A 22,316-nucleotide genomic window follows, 5' to 3' on the forward strand; every position below is an offset into this window, starting at 1 on the left:
TTTCTATATGGCGCATAACTGAATAACTGCTTTGCAGTTTAAAGAACATTAACCAGGAGGTGAATTTATGATTGAGAAAATGAAGTTCCTGAGCATTACCGGTCCTAAGACCGATATTGACAGAGTGGTAAACACCTATCTTTCCAAGTACGAAATTCATCTGGAAAATGCCCTTTCCGAGCTGACCGCAGTAGAGAGTCTTTCTCCGTTTATGGAAATCAATCCATATAAGGAAGCACTCTCTACTGCCAACAGTTTCTATGATGAACTGGCAGATCCGGAGAAGATTTCTGCCAAACCCATGAATACTGAACAGGCTTTAAATACAATCCGCCGGATTCAGTCTGATTATCAGGAACTAAGCAATAAACGTGCTGATCTGGAGAGTCAGCTTGCAGCTCTGGATGAATCTCTGCGAGTGATCCGCCCGTTCAGAAATATTAATTACAATATTTCCTCAATCCTGAAATTCCAGTTCATCCACTTCCGTTTCGGAAGGATTGAGAAGGAATATTACCAGAAATTTGAAAAGTATATTTACGAAAATCTGGACACAATTTTCATTAAATGTGATGAAGATGACCAGTATGTCTGGGGTCTGTATTTTGTCCCGGAGCACGAAGCCCAGAAAGTAAAAGCCGTCTATTCTTCCATGCACTTCGAGCGTATTTATATGCCGGATACGTATGAGGGAACAGCAAAAGAAGCTTTCGAACAACTGACTGAAACACGCAACAGAGCTGCTGCTGATCTGGCATCTGCCGATCAGAAAAAAGCAGATTTTCTTCTTAGAAATCAGAAAGATATCGTTGCATCACGCAATGCTATCGCACAACTTTCCGGTAACTTTGATGTGCGCAGACTTGCAGCATGTACACATGGGGATAAGGACGTTTTCTATATCTTATGTGGATGGATGACAGAGAAAGATGCCCATTCTTTCCAGAATGATATCAAAGACGACAGCCGCATTTTCTGCATTATTGACGGTGAAGAGGACGAACATCTGAAGCCAGGCATCCACCAGCAGCCACCTACCAAACTGAAGAACCCGAAACTGTTTAAACCATTTGAAATGTACATCAAAATGTATGGTCTTCCGGCCTATAACGAGATGGATCCCACATGGTTTGTGGCACTGACTTATTCCTTTATTTTCGGTGCAATGTTCGGTGATGTGGGGCAGGGATTGCTGCTCTTTATCGGTGGTTTCCTGCTTTATAAATTCAAACATATCACACTGGCAGGCATTATCAGTTGTGCAGGTGTGTTCTCCACAATCTTCGGATTTATGTTCGGAAGTATCTTCGGATTTGAAGATGTGATACCAGCCCTGTGGCTTCGCCCGATGAACAATATGATGTCAGTTCCGTTTATCGGAAAGCTGAATACGGTATTTATTGTTGCCATTGGTTTTGGTATGTGCCTAATCCTTTTATGTATGGTATTTAACATTCTGAACGCCTGGAAAGCCGGAGATGTAGAACACATCTGGTTTGATACAAACTCAGTGGCTGGTCTGGTATTCTACGGCTCTGCAGTTGTCTCCATTGCACTTATACTGAATGGCAAAACACTTCCCGGCGGAATCGTACTGTTTATCATGTTCGGCGTACCATTGATCCTAATCTTCCTGAAAGAGCCACTTACAGCCCTCATTGAGAAGAAATCAGAAGTTATGCCAAAAGAGAAGGGAATGTTCGTTGTACAGGGACTTTTTGAAATGTTTGAAGTCCTGTTAAGCTACTTCTCCAATACCCTTTCCTTCGTCCGTATCGGAGCTTTCGCAGTCAGCCATGCAGCGATGATGGAAGTCGTTCTCATGCTTGCAGGCGCAGAAAGCGGAAACCTGAACTGGATAGTAGTAGTTCTGGGAAACCTTTTTGTATGTGGTATGGAGGGCCTGATCGTCGGTATCCAGGTGCTTCGTCTGGAATATTATGAAATGTTCAGCCGCTTCTACAAAGGTACAGGACGTAAATTTGAGCCGTTCCGCTCTGTAAAATAGACAGAAAGATCATCAGAAATTATACTATTTTCATTTATATATCATCCTCGGGAAACCCATATCTGTCGGTCAGCCAGATATTCGAAGCCGAATAAATATGATATATATGAACAGCAAAATCAAAAACTAAGAGGAGATTTAATTATGACAACAATCGCACAGATCATTTTAGCAATCGCACTGGTACTCAGCATCATTCTTCCATTTGGCTACTATCTCATCGGTGAAAAAAACCGCGGACGTTACAAAACAGCTCTCGGTGTAAACGCATTCTTCTTCTTTGGAACCATGCTTATCGCCATTGCAGTTATGTTCACAGGTGCTTCTTCCGTACAGGCCGCTGCAGGCTCTGAAGGCACACTTGCAACAGGTATGGGTTATATCGCAGCAGCTCTTGTAACCGGACTTTCCTGTATCGGTGGTGGTATTGCCGTTGCCAGTGCGGCAAGCGCAGCCTTAGGCGCTATCAGCGAGGATCAGAGTATCCTTGGTAAATCTCTTATTTTCGTAGGTCTTGCAGAAGGTGTTGCCCTTTATGGACTGATCATCTCCTTCATGATCCTGGGACAGTTATAAGATGCAGATGTTTTTGATCAGCGACAATATCGATACCTACACAGGGATGAGACTGGCAGGTGTGGAGGGCGTGGTCGTACACACACATGATGAATTAAAAGATGCTTTGCAGAAAGCCATCTCCAATAAGGAAATCGGAATCATACTCCTGACCGAGAAATTCGGTCGGGAGTTTCCCGAAATTATAGATGATGTAAAGCTTCATCACAAGACCCCTCTGATCATTGAAATTCCCGACAGGCACGGTACTGGCCGCAAACCGGATTTTATCACTTCATATGTGAATGAAGCTATTGGTTTAAAACTGTAAAACAGTTACCAATAGTAAATCTAATGTTACTGTTCACACACCACTATCTCGAGACATACAAGCCAAAATCCCATTGCCGCAGGCAATCTGGAATGAATTTTGGCTACGTTACTGTGAACGGAGTGAACAGTTACAATCTAAATATTACAGGCAGGTGTTAACATGACAATTGATGAAAAACTCAGCCATTTTTATGATATCACTGTAGAGGAAGCCCACGAAAAAGCTGCCGCCATTCTCGATGAGCATAAAGCGACTCTGGAGAAAATGGCAGAAGAACACAAAACTCTCAGTGAAGAAAACGCCCAGACACAGATCAAAGCGGAAACTGCCAGCGCCCGACGTGAAATAAACAAGGCTCTCTCCGCAGAACAGCTCACGATCAAGCGTGACTGGACCAGAAAACAAAACGAATTAAAAGAGAAAATTTTCTCCGAAGTAAAAGGACTTCTGGAATCCTTTACCAAAACTCCGGAGTATGAGAACTATTTAACTGCTAAGATCAAAGAAGCTCTGGATTTCGCAGGAAATGATGAGATTACCATCTATCTCTCTCCGGAGGACAGATCTCTTGCAGAGAAACTTCAGCATACAACAGGTACTGCTATCCAGCTTGCAAAGGACTCTTTTCTTGGCGGTATCCGCGCTACGATTCCTCAGAAAAACATCCTGATTGATCACTCTTTTGCAGGAAATTTTGAGGCAGCATACAAAGAATTCAAGTTTGACGGAGGACCAGAACATGAGTAATACAGGTATTATCTACGGTGTCAACGGCCCCGTCATTTATCTGAAGGGCGACAGCGGATTTAAGATTTCCGAGATGGTTTATGTAGGTCCGGAACATCTGGTAGGTGAGATCATCGGCCTGAAGAAAGGCATGACCACCGTACAGGTTTTCGAGGAGACTACAGGACTGAAACCGGGCGATACAGTTACAGGAACCGGAGATGCCATTTCTGTACTTCTGGGACCTGGAATCATCCACAATATTTTTGATGGTATCCAGCGCCCTCTTGAAGAGATTGCCAAAGCCTCAGGCAAATATATTTCACGAGGTGTCAGCGTTGATTCTCTTGACACAGAAAAGAAATGGAACACTCACATCATAGTAAAAGAAGGAGATGTTGTAGGTCCCGGCTCTGTTATCGCAGAAACTCAGGAAACAGACTCCATTCTCCATAAATCCATGGTTCCTCCGAATCTTACAGAAGCCACAGTTATCCACGCGGCATCTGACGGAGCATACACCATTCTGGAACCGATCGTAACCATTCAGTTCGCAGACGGAACCACCAAAGATCTGGCACTTGCACAGAAATGGCCGATCCGTATCCCGAGACCAACCCACAAACGTTTCCCTGCAAGCGTCCCACTTGTCACAGGTCAGCGTATCCTGGACACTCTTTTCCCGATTGCCAAGGGCGGTACAGCCGCTGTTCCGGGAGGTTTCGGTACAGGTAAGACCATGACTCAGCATCAGATTGCAAAATGGTCTGATGCAGACATTATCATCTACATTGGATGCGGAGAACGTGGAAACGAGATGACTCAGGTTCTGGAAGATTTCAGTAAACTGATCGACCCGAAATCCGGAAACCTGATGATGGACAGAACCACATTGATCGCCAATACTTCCAACATGCCGGTTGCGGCGCGTGAAGCTTCTATTTATACAGGTGTAACTCTTGCGGAATATTACCGGGACATGGGTTACGACGTAGCTATCATGGCAGACTCCACTTCCCGTTGGGCAGAAGCTCTTCGAGAACTGTCCGGCCGTCTGGAGGAAATGCCTGCAGAGGAAGGTTTCCCTGCATATCTGGCATCCAAGCTGTCCGCATTCTATGAACGTGCAGGAATGATGCAGAACTTAAACGGAACCGAAGGCTCTGTCTCCATTATCGGAGCAGTTTCTCCACAGGGTGGTGACTTCTCAGAGCCTGTCACACAGAATACCAAACGTTTCGTCCGCTGCTTCTGGGGACTGGACAAATCCCTTGCCTATGCCCGTCACTTCCCGGCAATCCACTGGCTCACCAGCTACAGTGAATATCTGGAAGACCTGACTCCATGGTACAGAGAACATGTTTCCCCGAAATTTGTAGCAGACAGGAATCAGCTCATGGCAATCCTGAATCAGGAGAGCTCCCTGATGGAGATCGTCAAGCTGATCGGAAGCGACGTTCTTCCGGATGACCAGAAACTGACGCTGGAAATTGCCAGAGTCATCCGTCTGGGCTTCCTCCAGCAGAACGCTTTTCACGCAGAAGACACCTGCGTACCAATGGAAAAACAGTTTAAAATGATGGAAACGATCCTCTATCTTTATGAAAAATGCCGTGCACTCATCAACCGTGGAATGCCGGTTTCCGTACTGAAAGAGGGCAACAACATTTTTGAAAAAATTATTTCCATTAAATATGATGTGGCAAATAATCAGCTTGATAAATTTGACCAATACAAGCAGGACATTGATACTTTCTATGATAACATAATGGAAAAAAACGGCTGATGCCGGAACAGTTACATTCATAGTCATAAACGGCTATGAGTCGTAACAGAGAGGAGAAGTTTATGGCAATTGAATATTTAGGCTTAAGCGAAATAAACGGACCTCTGGTGGTCCTGGAAGGCGTCAAGAATGCCTCCTATGAGGAAATCGTAGAATTTCACATGGATGACGGGACTCGCAAGATCGGCCGTATTATTGAGATTTATGAGGACAAAGCTGTTATCCAGGTTTTTGAAGGAACAGACGGTATGTCCTTAGGCAATACCCATACCCGGCTGACCGGACGTCCCATGGAAATCGGGCTTTCCCCGGAAATCCTCGGACGAACCTTTAACGGTATCGGACAGCCCATCGACGGTCTGGGGGACATCACCCCGGAGGTAAAATTAAACATCAATGGTCTGCCGCTGAACCCAGTAGCACGTGAATATCCCCGAAACTATATCAACACCGGTATTTCCGCAATCGACGGACTGACCACCCTGATCCGAGGACAGAAGCTTCCGATCTTTTCCGGAAATGGTCTTCCACACGACAAGCTGGCTGCACAGATCGTACAGCAGGCTTCTCTGGGAGAAGACTCTGATGAAGATTTTGCCATTGTTTTCGCGGCAATGGGTGTCAAATATGACGTAGCGGAATTTTTCCGCCGTACCTTCGAGGAAAGCGGTGCTGCAGACCATGTAGTTATGTTCCTGAATCTTGCAAATGATCCGGTTGTTGAACGTCTTCTTACACCGAAAATTGCCCTCACTGCCGCAGAGTATCTTGCTTTTGAAAAAGGAATGCACATCCTGGTCATCCTGACAGACATCACATCCTTCTGCGAGGCCATGCGAGAGGTTTCCTCCTCCAAAGGTGAGATTCCGTCCCGTAAAGGTTATCCGGGTTATCTGTACAGCGAGCTTGCAACCCTGTACGAACGTGCAGGTATCGTAAAAGGCAAACCGGGTTCCGTAACCCAGATCCCGATCCTGACCATGCCAAACGATGATATCACTCACCCCATCCCTGACCTTACCGGTTATATCACCGAAGGTCAGATCGTTCTGGACAGACAGCTTCATGGACAGGCAATCTATCCGCCTATTAACGTACTGCCATCTCTTTCCCGTCTGATGAAGGACGGTATTGGTGAAGGCTATACAAGAGCAGACCATCAGGACGTGGCAAATCAGCTTTTCTCCTGCTATGCAAAGGTTGGAGATGCCAGAGCCCTTGCTTCCGTTATCGGTGAGGATGAGCTTTCCCCGCTGGATAAACGCTATCTGGTATTTGGTAAAGCCTTTGAGAGTGAATTTGTCGGCCAGTCCGAAACCGAGAACCGAAGCATCACCGAAACCCTGGATAAGGGCTGGGAGCTTCTGGGACTTCTTCCGAAAGAAGAGCTCGACCGAATTGATACGAAGATCCTCGACAAGTACTATCACGAAACAGTACGCTAAAAGAAGCGAGGTGATTACATGGATCCGAATACCTTTCCCACCAAGGGAAACCTGATACTTGCAAAGAATTCACTGAAGCTTTCCCGTCAGGGCTATGAGCTGATGGATAAGAAGCGTAACATCCTGATTCGTGAAATGATGGAGCTGATCGATCAGGCAAAGGATATCCAGACACAGATCGATGTGACTTTCCGCGCTGCCTATACAGCACTGCAGAAAGCCAACATGGAGATTGGTATCGCCTTTGTCCAGCAGATCGCGTGTACGGTTCCTGTCGAGAACTCTATACGCATTAAAACCCGAAGTGTTATGGGTACGGAAATTCCTCTGGTGGAATATGACAAAACCACTAACACTCCCACCTATGCCTACTACAGCACAAAGATGTCTCTGGACGAAGCCAAGGCTGCCTTTGAAAAGGTAAAAGAGCTGTCCATCCGCCTGTCCATGGTGGAAAATGCAGCCATCCGCCTTGCAGCCAATATCAAGAAAACGCAAAAACGTGCCAATGCTCTGAAGAATATCACTATTCCGAAGTACGAGGCACTGACCAAAGATATCCAGAATGCACTGGAGGAGAAAGAACGTGAGGAATTTACCCGTCTGAAAGTCATCAAACGAATGAAACAGAAATAGTGTATATCTGAAAACAGCCGAATGAATATTTATTATTCATCCGGCTGCTTTTTTATCTGACGTATGATAAGGGCATCTAACACAGGACTTCATGCTGTGTGGATAATATCTGTGAAAAGTTATCCCCATTCGAATTCATTTTGTGCATTTCTCATCCACATCTGTCTCTCCTATGTGGAAATTTCCTGTTTCTGTCAAATGTATTCTTTTTTTCATTGTTGTTGTAGATTTCAGCAGAATATCTTTTCGAATATTCTGATTATTTATATATATATTATTATATTTTGTCTTTTTTGTACAATATTATATGTTTTTTAGAATATAAAAAAGTCAATAGATTTGTGGATTTTTTCGTCCAAAAATGTCGATTTATCATTTTACACAAAACATCTGTTTCTTTTTTACTTATGTAAATCGAGTATTCCACACATATAAAATGTGGATAATGTGGATAACTTTGTGTATAACTTTAATTTACGGGATTTTTCAATAACCGGGTATGTGGATAGAGTGTGTATGACTTTATCCACTTTTCCCACCTCTCGACATTCTTTGTGCAATTTGTCGAATCATATAATTTTAAGCATTACAGCTATTCCATAAACGTACCTACAGCTGCCGGCTGCTCATAATCATAGTTGGAAATCTTGATTCCCGTTGCAGCACCACTGGCATGGATAATCTTGCCGTCACCGATATAAAGTGCCACATGGTCAACATATCCGCTTCCGTAGAATACCAGATCTCCCGGCTCAAGCTGACTGATGTCTTTCTTTGTGGAAGCATCACACTGCGCTGCAGCCACACGTGGAAGACTGTATCCGAAATTAGCAAATACAGACATTACAAATCCTGAACAGTCTGCACCGTTTGTCAGGCTTGTTCCGCCGTAAACATACGGATTTCCCTCAAACTGCAGTGCAAAATCCACAACCGCCTGACGTTTCTCAAGACGCTGTTCCTCTGCCTTCTTCGCTTCCTCTTCAGCTTTCTTTCTGGCCTCTTCCTCCGCTTTTTTCTTAGTTTCTTCTACTGTCTGCTGAATAAACTGCAGAGCATCTTCTTTCTCCTGCTCTGCTTTTTCGGAAGCTTTCTGCGCTTTCTCCACTCTGCGTTCCTCTCTGATCTGTGCAGCTTCCTCTTCCTTCGCAACAAACTCCTGTGTCTGTTCCTCTGTCTGCTTCGCCAGTGTACTTGCCAGTGCACTTACACTTCCTGTTCCATCAGAAAACGCTGACGCACCATCATCAAACTGTGCTGCGCTTACGCATACCCCCTGTGTCAGAACCACAGAACTCATAATTGCTGCCATCAAAATTGTCTTTATTTTATTATTTATTTTATTATTCATTTTACTAATCAACTCCTGTTATACATCTCTGCAAAATTATTACATTTCTATTACGTTTTGTTACACATTTGTGTATGTTAACATAACATCCCAATTTTGTCAAATGAAAAAAGTGTGACGAGCATTTGAAAGGATGTTACGTTACTGGTTACTGAAAGCATACTTCATGCCTTCCTTCAATAAAATAGTAAAAAGCAGCTTCCGAGGTGGATATGCGTATTCATAAAAATATCCCCAAAAGAATCCTCAGCCTGTGTCTGGTCTTTGCCATTGGCATCAGCATGGGTGTTCTCTCCGACCACTTTGTTTCTGAAAACTCCCGTTTTCAGACCTTTACGGAAAAATTATTCCGGTCCGAAGTATGCAGCAATAACCTCACCCTTCACTACACTCTTGCACACCCTGAAAAAAAAGGTATCAGAAAGCCCGAGGCAACTCTTGGAACTGCACTTTCTGACCCGGCTAAGACCACCAGTCTCTGTCAGGAATATGAGAAAGAGCTGAAATCCTTTGCCTATTCCAGGCTCTCCGAAGAAAACCGGCTTACCTGTGATATGCTTCTTCTCTATTTTCACACCAGAGCCTCCCTTGGAAAAAACAGCGCCCTGGATGAGCCGCTGGGACCAGGCCTGGGTGTGCAGGCACAACTTCCCATTCTTCTGGCGGAATATACTTTCCGGACAAAAGAAGATATCTCTGATTATCTGAAACTTCTGAGTACCGTCAGGCCATATTTTCAAAGTATTATAAAACTGGAAAAGCAGAAATCCCAGTCAGGGCTTTTCATGAGCGACACAACTCTGGACCGTATCCTGAAACAATGCCATTCTTTTGTCGCAAATCCTGACTCCAACTACATGGATGATATTTTTGCACAGAAACTGAAAGCATTCTCCAATCCTGCATTTAGCAGCGAAGATCAGAAAAAACTCTGTACATATCATCATAAACTGATCTTAACCGAAGTGATCCCTGCTTATCAGGAACTGGCAGACAGTCTGGAAAGTCTTCGCGGTACAGGCAAAAGCAGCCGGGGCCTGGCATTTTTTGAGGGTGGGCGTGAATATTACCTTTACCTGCTGCAAAGCCAGACAGGAACCTATGTACCTGTCGGACAAATCGAGAAAAGGATGTCAGCTCAGCTTTTGTCCGATTACCGGGAGATATCTTCTATGCTGAAACAGGATCCCTCCCTGATCGACAGGCTGAATCAATGTTCCGGTGAACTTACACTGACACCAACTCAAATGCTGGAGAAGCTTCCGGAATTGATGAAAAAAGATTTCCCGGAACTGAAAGATGCCTCTTACGAACTCCGCACCGTTCATCCTTCCATGAAGAAATTCTTAAGTCCTGCTTTTTACCTCACACCGCCTGTGGATACCCGAAGCCCCAACGTGATCTACATCAATGATTCCGGGCGCACCTCTTCTCTGGAACTTTTCGGCACACTGGCACATGAAGGATTTCCCGGCCACCTTTACCAGACAGTTTCTTTTGCCGGAAACAATCCCTCTGACATCAGATATCTGGTCACCTCCTCCGGCTATGTGGAAGGCTGGGCAACCTACGTGGAATCCTACGGCTATGAATATGCCGCCTCCCTTATGAATGATCCGGATTCTGTCAAAAATGCCGTCCGGCTTGCCTGGTTAAACAGGAGTATGAATCTGTGTATTTACTCCCTAATCGATATCGGCATTCATTACAGGGGCTGGGATGCATCCCGCACTGCTGTCTTTCTGAAAGCATTTGGCATCAACAATGCTTCTACTGCTGCCGAAATCTATCAGTATATTGTGGAAACTCCCGGTAACTATCTGAAATACTATTGGGGATATCTGAATTTCCTTGACTTGAAAACAGTCTGTCAGAAAAGACTTGGAGATGATTTCGACCTGAAAGAATTTCACCGCCGGATTCTGGACATCGGACCTGTACAGTTTCCGGTTCTGGAAAAATACATGAAATAAACGAATTACTGGAAAACTTTCATCGGCCAGACTTCCGGAGAGTCTTATCAGTTTGAGTGGCATGGAGGAGATAATGTTACGGTTATCATTCAGCCATCTGAACGTCAGAGCGGAATCCGCGTCAGTATGGATTAACAGCCTGATATAACAAAGAGCCGGACTGACTGCAATATTTTATAGAATTGCAGTCAGTCCGGCTCTTTAAAATATAAAACCAAACATTTCTCAAGTAATGTTTCCGAAAACAATCTTCCTGCCTCCATTTCCATCACTGTCTCTTTGAATCTGTCGCTACCATTACCGTAAATCTTTTTAAATCCAGCCGGAACTAATCCCAGGTCGCTTTCTTCCACCAGGGAAACATCGAATTCGCTGTCTCCGGCTGCTATGATATATGCAGGCTGCAGTCTCTTTCGAAGTCTTCTCACAGCCATTCCCTTACTCAGATTTACAGGAACAACATATACCTTCTCTCCATTATGAAATACGTCCACCAGCTTCGTAGTCAGTTTTGCCTGCAGATCTTCAACCACTTCCTCCGGCTTTTCACATTTTGTAAAAATAAAAAGCTCATCTAGAAATCTCAGCTCAAACTTTCGTCTGGAATCCCCGGCAAGAATCTGCTGCGCTTTTTCCATTTCCGGTCTGCTATTCCGGATCATTTGCAGCGACTCCAGATACCACTCTCTGTCACGCTTACCATTTACCAGCAGTACTCCTCCATTACAGACAAGGGCATAGGGTACGATTCCTATATCCAGATCAATACGTTTATACTGTTCTTCCGTCCTTGTGGATGTTGGTATGATAGTCATCTTCTCACTTACTTTTTTCAACAGATCATGCGTTTTTTCAGAAATAAACGAGATTTCTCTTCCATTATATAACTCAACATTTAATTTATTTTCACCGATATTGCGCTTATACGAATATATTATGGTATTGTCCATGTCCGCGCATAAAATGCCATTCATTCGCTTCCTCCAAAAATGGGACTGCCGCACTGTTATTACCTGCGACAGCCCCATAATTATTATTTCATACGTATTGTTTACCTGCTCATGATTGCTTTTCTGATAAGATCCACCGGTATAATAAGTACTGCAAGTACCATGGATACCAGTAATGCCTTTGGCTCAAGCAGAGTTGTGTTAAATACTTTTCCGCCGATTTCAATGATAATGGTCTGAAGAACAAAGATTGCTCCCATTACCAGTACGAAGTTCTTATTCTCCCCGATATGCTCAAACAGATTAAACTTCTCAGATCTGGTATTCAGACTGTTAAAGATAATCGCATAAATGAAGAACGCAAACATAAATGTTTTCTCATAAAGCTCCGGATCTGCACAGCCCGCAGGGATTACCCAACTGGTAATGCCGCCGATATTCTCAAGTATCAGGATAGAACCAAGGGTAATAAATATTGCACTTACTCCGATCGCTGACTTGATGTACGGAGTCAGAATATTATCTGTTCTCTTTGCCGGCTGATCTTTCATATATCTGTCAAGAATAGGTTCTCCACCAAACGCCATGGCAGCCAGTGTATCCATGATCAGGTTGATCCAAAGGATCTGGACAATGGAAAACGGCTCTGTCCATCCCAGGATCGGTGCAATGATATTCATTAACAGAGTACTGATATTTACAGTAAGCTGGAAAATGAGGAATTTTCCGACAGATTTCGCCATAGTCCTGCTGTTAAGCACACAGTCTTTAATGGAAGTCAGACTGTTATTAAGGATAACAACATCTCCTGCCTCCTGTGCAACTGCTGTACCATCTCCCATTGCAAAACCAATGTCTGCCTGTTTTAATGCGGGAGCATCGTTCACACCGTCACCGGTCATACCACAGACATTATCAATCTGCTGTGAAAGAGATACCAGTCTTTTCTTATCAAGCGGTTTCGCGCGGCTTACCACTCTCAGGTTCGGGAGAACTTTCTTCAGCTCTTCATCTGATAATTTCTCCATTTCTTCATGGGTAAGAACCACATCCTTCTTCTCATCTGCAAGAATACCTGCCTCTTTTGCAATGGCTACTGCAGTTTCCTCTGCATCACCGGTAACCATAACTACCTGGATTCCTGCATCATTGAGAATCTGAACAGTCTCAACCGCATCTGTTCTGACATTATCACGCAGACACAGAACTGCCATAAGAACAGTCTTTCCATCGCTGATTTTCGCTACAGAGAGAAGCTTCATGGTTCTCTTTGCCTGTGCATGCATCTGTTCTTCTACTTTATCTTTATCTGCCTTTGTAAACTCTCTTTCTTCCCCGTCCGGAAGCATGTAATGTGTTACTTTATCAATGATATTCTCTGTAGCACCCTTCCAGTAAACAAGTCCGTTTTTCAGTTTTACAGTGGCACATTTCTTCTCAGAATCAAATCCGCTGATCTCTTCTACCTTCTCCGGATCATTGTCAGAATCATTATAACCATGATTGATGGCATAAGAGAGCAGTGCTCTGTCCATGTTGTTACTTCCGATTGCCTTTCCCTCTGAGGAAATCTTTGCAAGGTTATTCAGGGTGATAGCTTCTATAAACTCACTGCTCTGAATGGAATCAACAATCTCACCGTTACCTGTGATAAATTCTACCAGTGACAGGTTACCCTGTGTGATCGTTCCGGTTTTATCACTGAACAGCACGTTCATGTAAGCAGAATCTGAAAATGCCGCCTTGTGGCTGACAAGGATATTCTTTTTATACATGGACTCTGTATTCATTGACTGAACCAGACTGTTCATCATCGGGAGTCCCTCCGGAACTGCCATGATCACGATAGAAGCCATAAGCATAACTGCTTCCGCTATTACAAGGAGAACGGAAACAACAGTGATTGCCTGATCTGCCCTGATCAGAGTCAGGACAACATGAAGGATACCTGCGATCGCTGCAGCTGACACACCCAGTTTACCGATACCTGCTGCCACACCCTCCAGCTTCAGGCTGGAAGTATCTTTTCGCTCTTCTTCCTCGGAGGTATCTGTCAGAGCTTTGTTTATCTTTCCTAATTCAGAACTGTCTCCGATAACAGTTGCGATCATGTAACCTTCGCCTGAAGTCACAACAGAACCCATAAAGACTTTTCCATGTGAGGAGTAATCCGTAGATTCTGCCTCGTCCATATTGGTTACTGCTGCTTTGTTCTCATCTCTTGATTCACCGTTTAATGCCGCCTGAGATACTTTGATCTTACCTTCAAATAACAGACCATCTGCCGGAACCTTATCTCCTGCCTGGATAAGGATCGTATCACCTTTAACGATTTCACTGGTAAGAATATTGACCAGCTTTCCGTCTCTTACGACTTTGGCATAAGTCTTGCTGTATTCTTCCTGAAGCGCCTCACTTCTTGAAGTATTTCTGTACTCTGACAGGGTACTGAAACCGGTAGCAAGTGCGATTGCGATCACAATACTGATGATCTCCACAACATCATTTCCGCCGGATAATGCAGGGACAAAGATTCCCAACACAGCCAGGATAACTTTAAGAGCCAGAGCCGCACATAATACCTTGATCCAGATATCATCAAATGCGCCGATGAACATGGACCAGAGTGATTCAGTCTCTTTCTTCGCTAGCTCATTGGTGCCGTACTTCGCCTTGCTCTCGCTGACCTGCTGTCCGGACAGGCCCTGCATTCGCTCCTCTTTGTTTATTTCATTCATAATAATTAACCTCCTCTTTCGGGTTTTGCAACTGTTCAATCATGGACAGACAGTTACCGGATTTTATATAAAAAGAGGAACCATAACAGCTCCTCTTTTTATTTTCACACAAATCTCTGGCAGAGTTCCCCAAGTCCGGGATCTGTTGTGCCATTTCCTACGGCGTTGAATTTCCATTCACCGTTATACCTGTATATTTCCCCAAAAATCATCGCAGTCATACCTGAATAATTCTCAGTTAAATTATATTTGCACATTTCTTTATTGTTTCTGGCATCAACCAGACGGATAAATGCATTCTGGATCATTCCAAAATGCTGTTTTCTCTTTACTGCCTGATAGATATTGACAACAATGACAATCTTATCATATTCAGCCGGAACTCTTGACAGATCAATAACAATCTGCTCATCATCTCCCTCGCCTGCTCCTGTAAGATTGTCTCCCATATGATTGACTGTCCCGGATTTATGTTTCAGATTGCCGAAATATACCAGGTCTGTTTTATCTGTAAATTTACCATTTTTCAACATGATTGCAGAAGCGTCGCAGTCGATTGCCTGATGTGATGAAGAACCAAATAATGCACCAAACAATCCACCACCGCCGGATGGCTTTGCCTCATCCCAGCCAAGTCCCACGATCACCTTTGCTAATCCTGCATGCTCCTTTGACAGATTTACCTTCTGTCCTTTCTGTAAGCTTACTGACATTTTCGTCCCTCCTGTTGCCCTCCGGCACTATTCTACGTCTACACCATAACTGTTGCACAAAGCAGCCAGACCACCCTGATAACCGCTTCCAATGGCATTAAATTTCCATTCGTCACCATTCTTGTACAGTTCACCAAATACAACTGCTGTTTCAATAGAGAAATCTTCTCCAAGATCATATCTGAGGATTTCTTCTCCTGTCACTTCATTGAAGATTCTCACAAAGGCATTGGAAACCTGTCCGAAATTCTGGCGTCTTGCCTCTGCATCATAGATGGTAACTGTAAATGCAATCTTTGTGATATTGGCAGGAATCTTTGACAGATCGATCTTAATCTGCTCATCATCTCCGTCTCCGGCACCTGTAAGATTGTCTCCCATATGCTGGACTGCTCCGGACGGATGTACAAGATTTCCATAGAATACAAAATCGTTCGAATCAGAAACCCTTCCGGAATCTGTCAGACAGAACGCTGCTGCATCCAGATCGAAATCTCCGCCTGTGTCAAAAGCATTGATATCCCATCCGATACCTACAACTACATTCTTAAGTCCCGGGTTACCTTTTGTAAGACTGACCTTCTGTCCTTTTTTTAAACTAACTGGCATATATTTTTCCTCCCATATTGTCTTATCCGCTTCGCTATACAGCTCCATACCTGATAACTGTTTAGTATTTTTACCAAACAGCCGACTGTCTCTTACATTACGCTACTTCAATACCATAATGACCGCAGAGTGCTGCAAGTCCACCTTGGAATCCGCTTCCGATGGCATTAAACTTCCACTCTCCGTTATGTCTGTAAAGTTCTCCTACAACTACTGCTGTTTCAATGGAGAAGTCCTCCCCAAGATCATAATGAATCAGTTCCATCTCATTGGATTCATCTACCAGACGGATATAAGAGTTTGAAACCTGTCCGAAGTTCTGACGTCTTGCTTCTGCATCATAAATGGTAACTGTAAACGCAATTCTCTCAATATTCGCCGGAACCTTTGACAGATCGATCATGATCTGCTCATCATCACCTTCACCCTCACCGGTAAGGTTATCTCCCATGTGGATGACTGATTCACTGGCATGCTTCAGATTGCCATAGAAAATGAATTCTTTCTCTGTAGGGCATTTTCCGTTGGCACCAAGCATAAATGCTGCTGCATCCAGGTCAAAATCCGCACCTGAATCAAAAGCGTTTACATCCCATCCAAGTCCTACCATGATCTTCTTAAGTCCCGGATTCTTCTTTGTTAAATCTACCTTCTGTCCTTTTGATAAATTAATAGGCATATCATTCATCCTCCCTTTTTTCTGTGTTTTTATTTTCTTACCGGTGGCACATTGTATTGTTTGTTAAAATCCTGTTTGATTGCCTCCAGACGAACCTGATCCTCCTGGCGTTTCTTTCTGGCATCTTCCTGGATCCTTCTTGTCTCTTCGATTCCATTGGTAATGGTTGCCCATGTCTTCTCAAGAGTCTCAATCTGAATGGAACTTCCGGATGCCATTTTAGCTGTCATCTTCGATACATCTACTGTATTCTGGGCATTCTTAAGAAGCATCTCATTTGTTTTCTTATCCAGTTCTGCAATAGATTCTGCCTGTATCTTCTGCCTTTTCAGAAGAATTGCCTGCGCAAGTGCCTGCTTAAATACAGGAAGCGTAACGATAAACGCAGAATTGATCTTTCTCACCAAATTGTAATTGCTGAACTCCATAGTCTTTATCATGGGAATGGACTGCATTGCCACATTCTCTGCTGTTCTCAGATCCTGTGTCCTCTGTTCCAGCATCATCAGTGCCTGATTCAGACTGGTAAGTTCAAACTGAATAGACTGATCTCCCGTATTCTCCATATCCTGCTGTCTCTGGGCAATGTAGGCTTCAATCTCTTTACATGCCTGTTCTCCTGCAAGGATATATTTCACCAGTTCATGATAATAATCCACATTGGTCTTAAACATGGTATCCAGCTTTTTGTTGGACTGTTTGATTTCAGACTCATATCCTTTAAGCTGAACATAAATCTTATCAACTTCTTCGCCCATTGTGTGATACTTGGCCAGTATCTTATCCAGCTGTTTTCTGAAATTTCCGAAAAGCTTTCCGAAAAGTCCCGGATTATCCTTAATTTCATTAATGTCAAACTGATCCATGATCTTTGCCAGCGATTTAAGCATCTCGCTTGTCTCATTAAGCTGCGACATATTCATGCTGTTGAGGACCACATCAGATGCCTTGGAAATCTCCTCTGCTGCTTTCGCACCAAAAGATACAATGGTATCCATATTGTAAACTTCGATCGTGCTGACAATATCGTCCACTTCTTTTGAATTGACCAGCTCAGCATTCATCTGCTGCCTGTCAGCGACAATATCATATTTCTCCACAACTTCAATCTCATTTTTCTCCTGAAGACCATTACCGGCCTGAGCAGGATTTCCCATAGATGATTTACCGAAATCAAGTCCCATAATCTACTAACCTCTCCTGAAAAGTTTTCTCCGCCATGAGGGGCGGGTACTGTTTGTCGAAATGTTATTCAGATCCGGAACCTGCATATCGTATTTATATTCCCCGATCTGGTGCTCTTCCATCAGTTTTTCTGCAAAGTAGTTCTCCACACTCTGATAGCCTGTAGGGACAAAAAACAGAATGTCAAATCCTGCCAGGTTCAGGAATGTTACAAGAATCGAATCCTGAAGTGAAATCATCGTCTCCCCTGTATTAATATATATCAGTTTCGGATTCTTTTTTGTAAAATCAAATTTCTGGATCAGACGCAGAATCTCCTTCGGCAGATCCAGAATCTGCGCGATCACTGTATATTCTGTACCATTTTCCCCAATACCCTTTATCAGTTTCCGCTCGATCAGAAGCTGCAGCTTGTCAAGTATAAATTCCTGCATTTCCTCCCGAAGAAGATGATAAGGATATCTGGGATGATTCTTTATTTTATTCCGCAGAAGCTTTCCGTTTTTATAAAATTCTACGGCAAAGGCTTTCATTGGACCGGAGGCAGTTGGTTCAATGTACGGAGCACTTTTCACAACAACGGTATCTTCTGTGATCAGTGCTGCTATGGATTCCCAGTACTGAGAAACACTTCCATCCTTCACTCCTGAGATTTTTGAAAAAATAACCGGAATATTTACCACACCGTTAACTGTGCTGAAATTAGGTCTGTATTTCAATTCCTGATCCCACAGTAGTTTTATCTCTTCATACATGGTCTGCAGATTGATAACATTCGCCTTCACATACTGCTGATTTCTGTATATCCCACTGTCCTGATACATCAGAGTATCAAGTTCTCTTTCCGCATGATAAGCGGCTGTTCCAATCTTTACCTGAGAACTCTCTTCCGGATATTCTGTGATCGCCAGACTCTCCGGATAGTTGACCTCATACAGAAGTTTATCTTCCAGACAGCACCTAATGTTCAGATCAGGACATAAGATCAGCACATCCAGTGGCAGCCGTCCAAGGAAACTCATAAACAGAGCTTCGTTTTCATTCCGGCAGCCCCCCAGATAAATAAAGCATCCAATCTCCGGTGATTTCCAGTTTATGAACAGCTTCGGCAGATATCTTCTCATCCAGCACAGCAGATACACTGCCCTGTTTGTCAGTCTGTTAAGATTTTCCCCTTCCTTCTGAGATTCAGCTAGCATAACATCCACAAATGTTTTATGCAGGATCCGCTGAAGCTCCGGATTGGCTCCATACTGTATATTACACGCAAGTCCCAGGAGCATCTGATCTCCGGATGTATAGTTTGACCTCTTTATCTCTGAAATTTCCTGCGGCGTTGGTCTTGGAATCTCTTTACTTACGATCACCGTATTTCTCTTTGAATTTCTCAGTTCCTGCTGCAATCTGAATAACTCATTTGCATAAGTAAGCTTATCTTCTGCCCCGTTAATCCTGCAGAAACAGTTATAAAAAAAACGGCTGTCATTTCCCCTTAACAGAATGCTCTCGCGGATATCATCCAGGCCGTTTCCCTTTATCCATGCATTTGTACAATTTGTAAGCGAAGGTCTGATTCCATACAGTCTCTCATTGTTAAGTTCATTCTGAATCTCATCTCTGACCTTTTTCACACAATATCCCTGCGGAAATGGCTGCAAACCTTCCATCTGCAAACTGTCTGAAAGAACGGAACCCGGATCTGTTTTCAGATATCCCTGATCCCCTGCATACTGAAGCAGTACTACATCACAGCCTGCATTGGAAAGAATCGATATGAGCATTAACTCATAATTGCTTATCTGCCCTTCATATAATATTTTAGGGATATGGTTCTCTCCAAGCTGATTTACAATGCGTTCAAATTTATAATACAGCCAGCACATGAACTTGATATATGCGTTCCTGAGCATATTCTCGGTTTTCCCGGCTTTTCGCAGGGAATCCAGAGAGTCATAAATGGAGGCTGCCACATTCTGTCTCTGAAACTCATTCATCCTTGGCAGCCATTTTCTCAGACTGACATGGATAAAATCCATACTCATCTGAAAATCCATTCCCATTATTTCATTATAATATGCAAGATTCCCCTCATCGGGATTAGGTATCTTCCCTTCGATAACCACTCCGGCTCTTCTTGCTGTATCATAATATTTCTTTATAAATTCGCCGACTTCTTCAGAATATCCGTTGATACGGTAGAAATAAACACCTTTCTCCCGCCTGCTGTTCAGTTCGACAAAATAATCACTGAGGTTTTGAATTTTTTTGTGTTCCAACATATAAGTATCTCACTTTCAATATCTGCTTATCTTATTTCTGTTCATGATAAGTTCTACAGCAATTTCATAAAATAATGCGGAACCATAATTTTCTCCAAATTTTCGTATAAATTCTACCTCAAAATTGTATCATATTGCTATTTATATTTCAAGAAAATTCCCCTGTTCTTTCCATGGCTTATTCCCCTGAAATGTGCTATGATGTAGTTGCTGACTCGGTCCTTCACACTGTGATGGGCCGGATTACCTGCAGTATTTTATTGAATTTCTATAAGGTACCCTATTTACGGGAATTTTTGTAGATATGTCAGAAGGAGTGTTATGAAAAATAATGTTTTATATTACAGTGTAGGTCCATTACTCTATTGTCCTGCCAACAGAATATCCATCACTGATTCTCTGATAAATGAAAGATTCGGGAACAGATTTTCTCTTGCTCTCTGTCTTGAAGATACCATAAACGACGATCATGTTGAAGAAGCCGAGCAGATACTGATTTCTTCTCTCAGCCAGATATTCATACAGCATGAACAAAAGCCATTCTATCTGCCCAAAATATTTATCCGGGTTCGGAATCCACAGCAGATTCAGAGATTAACAAAAGCTCTTGGGCAATCCATTAAGATTGTTACCGGTTTCATCGTCCCTAAATTCAGCCCGGATAACGCACAAAGTTATATTGAGCAGATGATCCTCGTCAATGAACTTGTCGCAAAAAAGCTTTACATGATGCCTATTTACGAAAGTCCTTCCATTATAGATTTGCGAAACAGAATTGATATTCTCTACTTGTTAAGGGATTCTTTAGCCAGAATTGAAGATCTTATATTGAATATACGTGTTGGCGGAAATGATCTGTGCCATATGTTTGGGTTTCGCAGACATGCCAATGAATCAATTCACAGCATCAGACCTGTTTCAGATATTTTCTCAGATATTATCACTGTATATGGTATGGATTATGTGATTTCCGGTCCTGTATGGGAATATTATGCCGGTGACAGCTGGAAAGAAGGAATGATTCAGGAAATCCGGGAGGACAGACTTTGCGGTTTCATCGGAAAAACCGTTATCCACCCTTCACAGATCCCTGTAGTAAACAGAGCTTATCAGGTTTCACGAAATGACTACCTTGACGCACGGGCGATTTTAAACTGGAATGCTGATTCTGCTTCCCTTGTTGCAGGAAGCAAAACCAGAGAAAGAATGAATGAATATAAAACCCATCTGAACTGGGCTAAGAAAACAGTTTATCTTTCAGAAGTTTTCGGAATAACAGAATAAGTATTACCCTTCTCACGCATCCGCAAGCTTCTTAATGATTCCACAGCATTTATAATGTGTAAGTGGATAGTATTCTACAGGTGTATGTTTCTCTTCGGCAAGTCTGACAATATGCTCCAACTGAGGATTTCCCTTATATCGCTCATCGATCAGCACCTTCCAGGGAATTCTCCTCAGTAATACTCTTGTTGTCTCTCCGATCCCCGGTTTGATCAGATTAATATCGTCAACACCGAAATTCTTTCCTATATTTATTACCTCATCAATACCCTGACTTTCCACTCTTTTTTCCAGATCAGGTGTATTCTCCATATTAAATTCCTTTTCAATGGTTTCAATAAAGTCATATGACAGATCAGAATCTGTCAGTTCTCCGTAATAGACTGCCCCATGGAAATCATCTCTGCCTATTATGTCATCTCTCAGAAAAGTACGGCTGATAAGGCCGGATACTGTACTGTTCAGGCAGGAACTTGGGATCAGGATATCTTCATGTGTTCCGCAAAGCTCCGTAACATTTGCCGGATCTGCCACTACCGCTATGTCAGCAGAAACCCCTTCATATGCAGAGATATCTTTCTTCAATTCATTCAGGATCGCACCCTTGCCAATCCATCCGTCCACAAATAAAATCTGCTGCGGTCTATACTTTTCAAGCAGATACTTCATGGCATTATCGTCAATCCCTCTTCCTCTGATAATTGAAATGGAATAATGAGGCACATTTATACCATATTTGAATTTGATGTATCGCTTCACAAGGATACCAATTGGGATTCCCGCTCTGGCAAGGGATACCAGGACAATTTTCTTTCCCTTATTCTCTATGATCTTATCTGCCAGCATTCCTACTGCATTGGCAACCGGCTTCGCATAATGTTTCAGCGCATTATGATATACCTGCATATACTGATCTGTAGGAACATATTCAACAGGCAGCATCTCGCTGTAATGTTTTCCGGACTGAATCAGTTTCTCCCGCACTTTGGCAGGCTGAGGTTCTACCAGCCCGGTAATATCCTTCAATAATAAAATCACATCTTCTTCTGAATAGGAACTTCTCAA

Annotated in this window: 18 protein-coding genes and 1 pseudogene; 10 read left to right on the forward strand and 9 right to left on the reverse strand. The window is 43.1% G+C overall.

The genetic code is table 11. The annotated features are described in order from the left end of the window. Positions 1-67: 67 nt before the first annotated feature. The 7 genes from I4V44_RS08000 to I4V44_RS08030 all read left to right on the forward strand — a co-directional run bounded on the left by I4V44_RS08000 (position 68) and on the right by I4V44_RS08030 (position 7,490). Entirely contained in the window at positions 68-2,008 is a 1,941-nt protein-coding gene (locus tag I4V44_RS08000) for a V-type ATP synthase subunit I (protein WP_118521512.1), read from the forward strand. Positions 2,009-2,152: 144 nt separating this feature from the next. After that, positions 2,153-2,584, forward strand: a complete 432-nt coding sequence (locus tag I4V44_RS08005; RefSeq protein WP_008705339.1) for an ATP synthase subunit C — start codon at positions 2,153-2,155, stop codon at positions 2,582-2,584. 1 nt (position 2,585) lies between these two features. Further along, on the forward strand, positions 2,586-2,894 hold the full coding sequence (locus I4V44_RS08010; RefSeq protein WP_008705340.1) for a V-type ATP synthase subunit F: 309 nt from the start codon (positions 2,586-2,588) through the stop codon (positions 2,892-2,894). Between the two features lie 162 nt (positions 2,895-3,056). Next, positions 3,057-3,644, forward strand: coding sequence for a V-type ATP synthase subunit E (locus I4V44_RS08015; RefSeq protein ID WP_196002572.1), 588 nt, complete (start codon positions 3,057-3,059; stop codon positions 3,642-3,644). Then, the gene (locus I4V44_RS08020; RefSeq protein WP_008705342.1) at positions 3,637-5,409 is read left to right on the forward strand and encodes a V-type ATP synthase subunit A; all 1,773 of its coding nucleotides are present in this window, start codon (positions 3,637-3,639) and stop codon (positions 5,407-5,409) included. The genes I4V44_RS08015 and I4V44_RS08020 overlap by 8 nt, the downstream gene beginning before the upstream one ends. 62 nt (positions 5,410-5,471) lie before the next feature. Then, positions 5,472-6,854 (forward strand): V-type ATP synthase subunit B, encoded by a 1,383-nt coding sequence (locus I4V44_RS08025; protein ID WP_026649790.1) that lies wholly within the window; start codon positions 5,472-5,474, stop codon positions 6,852-6,854. Between the two features lie 18 nt (positions 6,855-6,872). Further along, on the forward strand, positions 6,873-7,490 hold the full coding sequence (locus I4V44_RS08030; RefSeq protein ID WP_055060336.1) for a V-type ATP synthase subunit D: 618 nt from the start codon (positions 6,873-6,875) through the stop codon (positions 7,488-7,490). Between the two features lie 592 nt (positions 7,491-8,082). Here the strand turns inward: I4V44_RS08030 and I4V44_RS08035 are convergent. Continuing rightward, complete coding sequence (locus tag I4V44_RS08035; RefSeq protein ID WP_118521510.1) at positions 8,083-8,841, reverse strand: C40 family peptidase; 759 nt, start codon at positions 8,839-8,841, stop codon at positions 8,083-8,085. Between the two features lie 212 nt (positions 8,842-9,053). Here I4V44_RS08035 and I4V44_RS08040 point away from each other — a divergent pair, with 212 nt between their 5' ends. Together I4V44_RS08040 and I4V44_RS18195 are read left to right on the forward strand one after the other, a co-directional pair. Beyond that, positions 9,054-10,814: a DUF885 domain-containing protein gene (locus I4V44_RS08040; RefSeq protein ID WP_196002573.1), complete on the forward strand. Its 1,761-nt coding sequence runs from the start codon at positions 9,054-9,056 to the stop codon at positions 10,812-10,814. 9 nt (positions 10,815-10,823) lie between these two features. Continuing rightward, positions 10,824-10,949, forward strand: a pseudogene (locus I4V44_RS18195) (AIM24 family protein); the annotation flags it as partial. Between the two features lie 53 nt (positions 10,950-11,002). Here I4V44_RS18195 and I4V44_RS08045 read toward each other — a convergent pair. The 7 genes from I4V44_RS08045 to I4V44_RS08075 all read right to left on the reverse strand — a co-directional run bounded on the left by I4V44_RS08045 (position 11,003) and on the right by I4V44_RS08075 (position 19,967). Beyond that, positions 11,003-11,788 (reverse strand): HAD hydrolase family protein, encoded by a 786-nt coding sequence (locus tag I4V44_RS08045; protein ID WP_118759320.1) that lies wholly within the window; start codon positions 11,786-11,788, stop codon positions 11,003-11,005. A gap of 77 nt (positions 11,789-11,865) precedes the next feature. Then, the gene (locus tag I4V44_RS08050) at positions 11,866-14,502 is read right to left on the reverse strand and encodes a cation-translocating P-type ATPase (protein ID WP_118574203.1); all 2,637 of its coding nucleotides are present in this window, start codon (positions 14,500-14,502) and stop codon (positions 11,866-11,868) included. 104 nt (positions 14,503-14,606) lie between these two features. Then, positions 14,607-15,215 carry a TerD family protein gene (locus I4V44_RS08055; RefSeq protein WP_008705352.1) on the reverse strand — a complete coding sequence of 203 codons (609 nt, stop codon included), beginning with the start codon at positions 15,213-15,215 and terminating at the stop codon, positions 14,607-14,609. A gap of 27 nt (positions 15,216-15,242) precedes the next feature. Then, on the reverse strand, positions 15,243-15,824 hold the full coding sequence (locus tag I4V44_RS08060; protein WP_008705353.1) for a TerD family protein: 582 nt from the start codon (positions 15,822-15,824) through the stop codon (positions 15,243-15,245). A 97-nt stretch (positions 15,825-15,921) separates the two neighbouring features. Then, on the reverse strand, positions 15,922-16,503 hold the full coding sequence (locus I4V44_RS08065) for a TerD family protein (protein ID WP_119252761.1): 582 nt from the start codon (positions 16,501-16,503) through the stop codon (positions 15,922-15,924). A 29-nt stretch (positions 16,504-16,532) separates the two neighbouring features. Further along, a complete protein-coding gene (locus I4V44_RS08070; protein ID WP_020993224.1) occupies positions 16,533-17,687 on the reverse strand; it encodes a toxic anion resistance protein in 1,155 nt (384 codons plus the stop codon). A gap of 6 nt (positions 17,688-17,693) precedes the next feature. Further along, the gene (locus I4V44_RS08075; protein WP_196002574.1) at positions 17,694-19,967 is read right to left on the reverse strand and encodes a YceG family protein; all 2,274 of its coding nucleotides are present in this window, start codon (positions 19,965-19,967) and stop codon (positions 17,694-17,696) included. 321 nt (positions 19,968-20,288) lie between these two features. Between I4V44_RS08075 and I4V44_RS08080 the strand changes: the two genes are divergently transcribed. After that, positions 20,289-21,251 (forward strand): HpcH/HpaI aldolase/citrate lyase family protein, encoded by a 963-nt coding sequence (locus I4V44_RS08080; protein ID WP_022380521.1) that lies wholly within the window; start codon positions 20,289-20,291, stop codon positions 21,249-21,251. Between the two features lie 12 nt (positions 21,252-21,263). Here the strand turns inward: I4V44_RS08080 and I4V44_RS08085 are convergent, their stop codons facing one another. After that, the gene (locus tag I4V44_RS08085) at positions 21,264-22,316 is read right to left on the reverse strand and encodes a cysteine protease StiP family protein (protein WP_118330471.1); all 1,053 of its coding nucleotides are present in this window, start codon (positions 22,314-22,316) and stop codon (positions 21,264-21,266) included.

The sequence above is a fragment of the Blautia sp. 1001283B150304_161114_C9 genome (assembly GCF_015668165.1).
GTDB classification, from domain to species: Bacteria; Bacillota; Clostridia; order Lachnospirales; family Lachnospiraceae; genus Blautia_A; species Blautia_A wexlerae.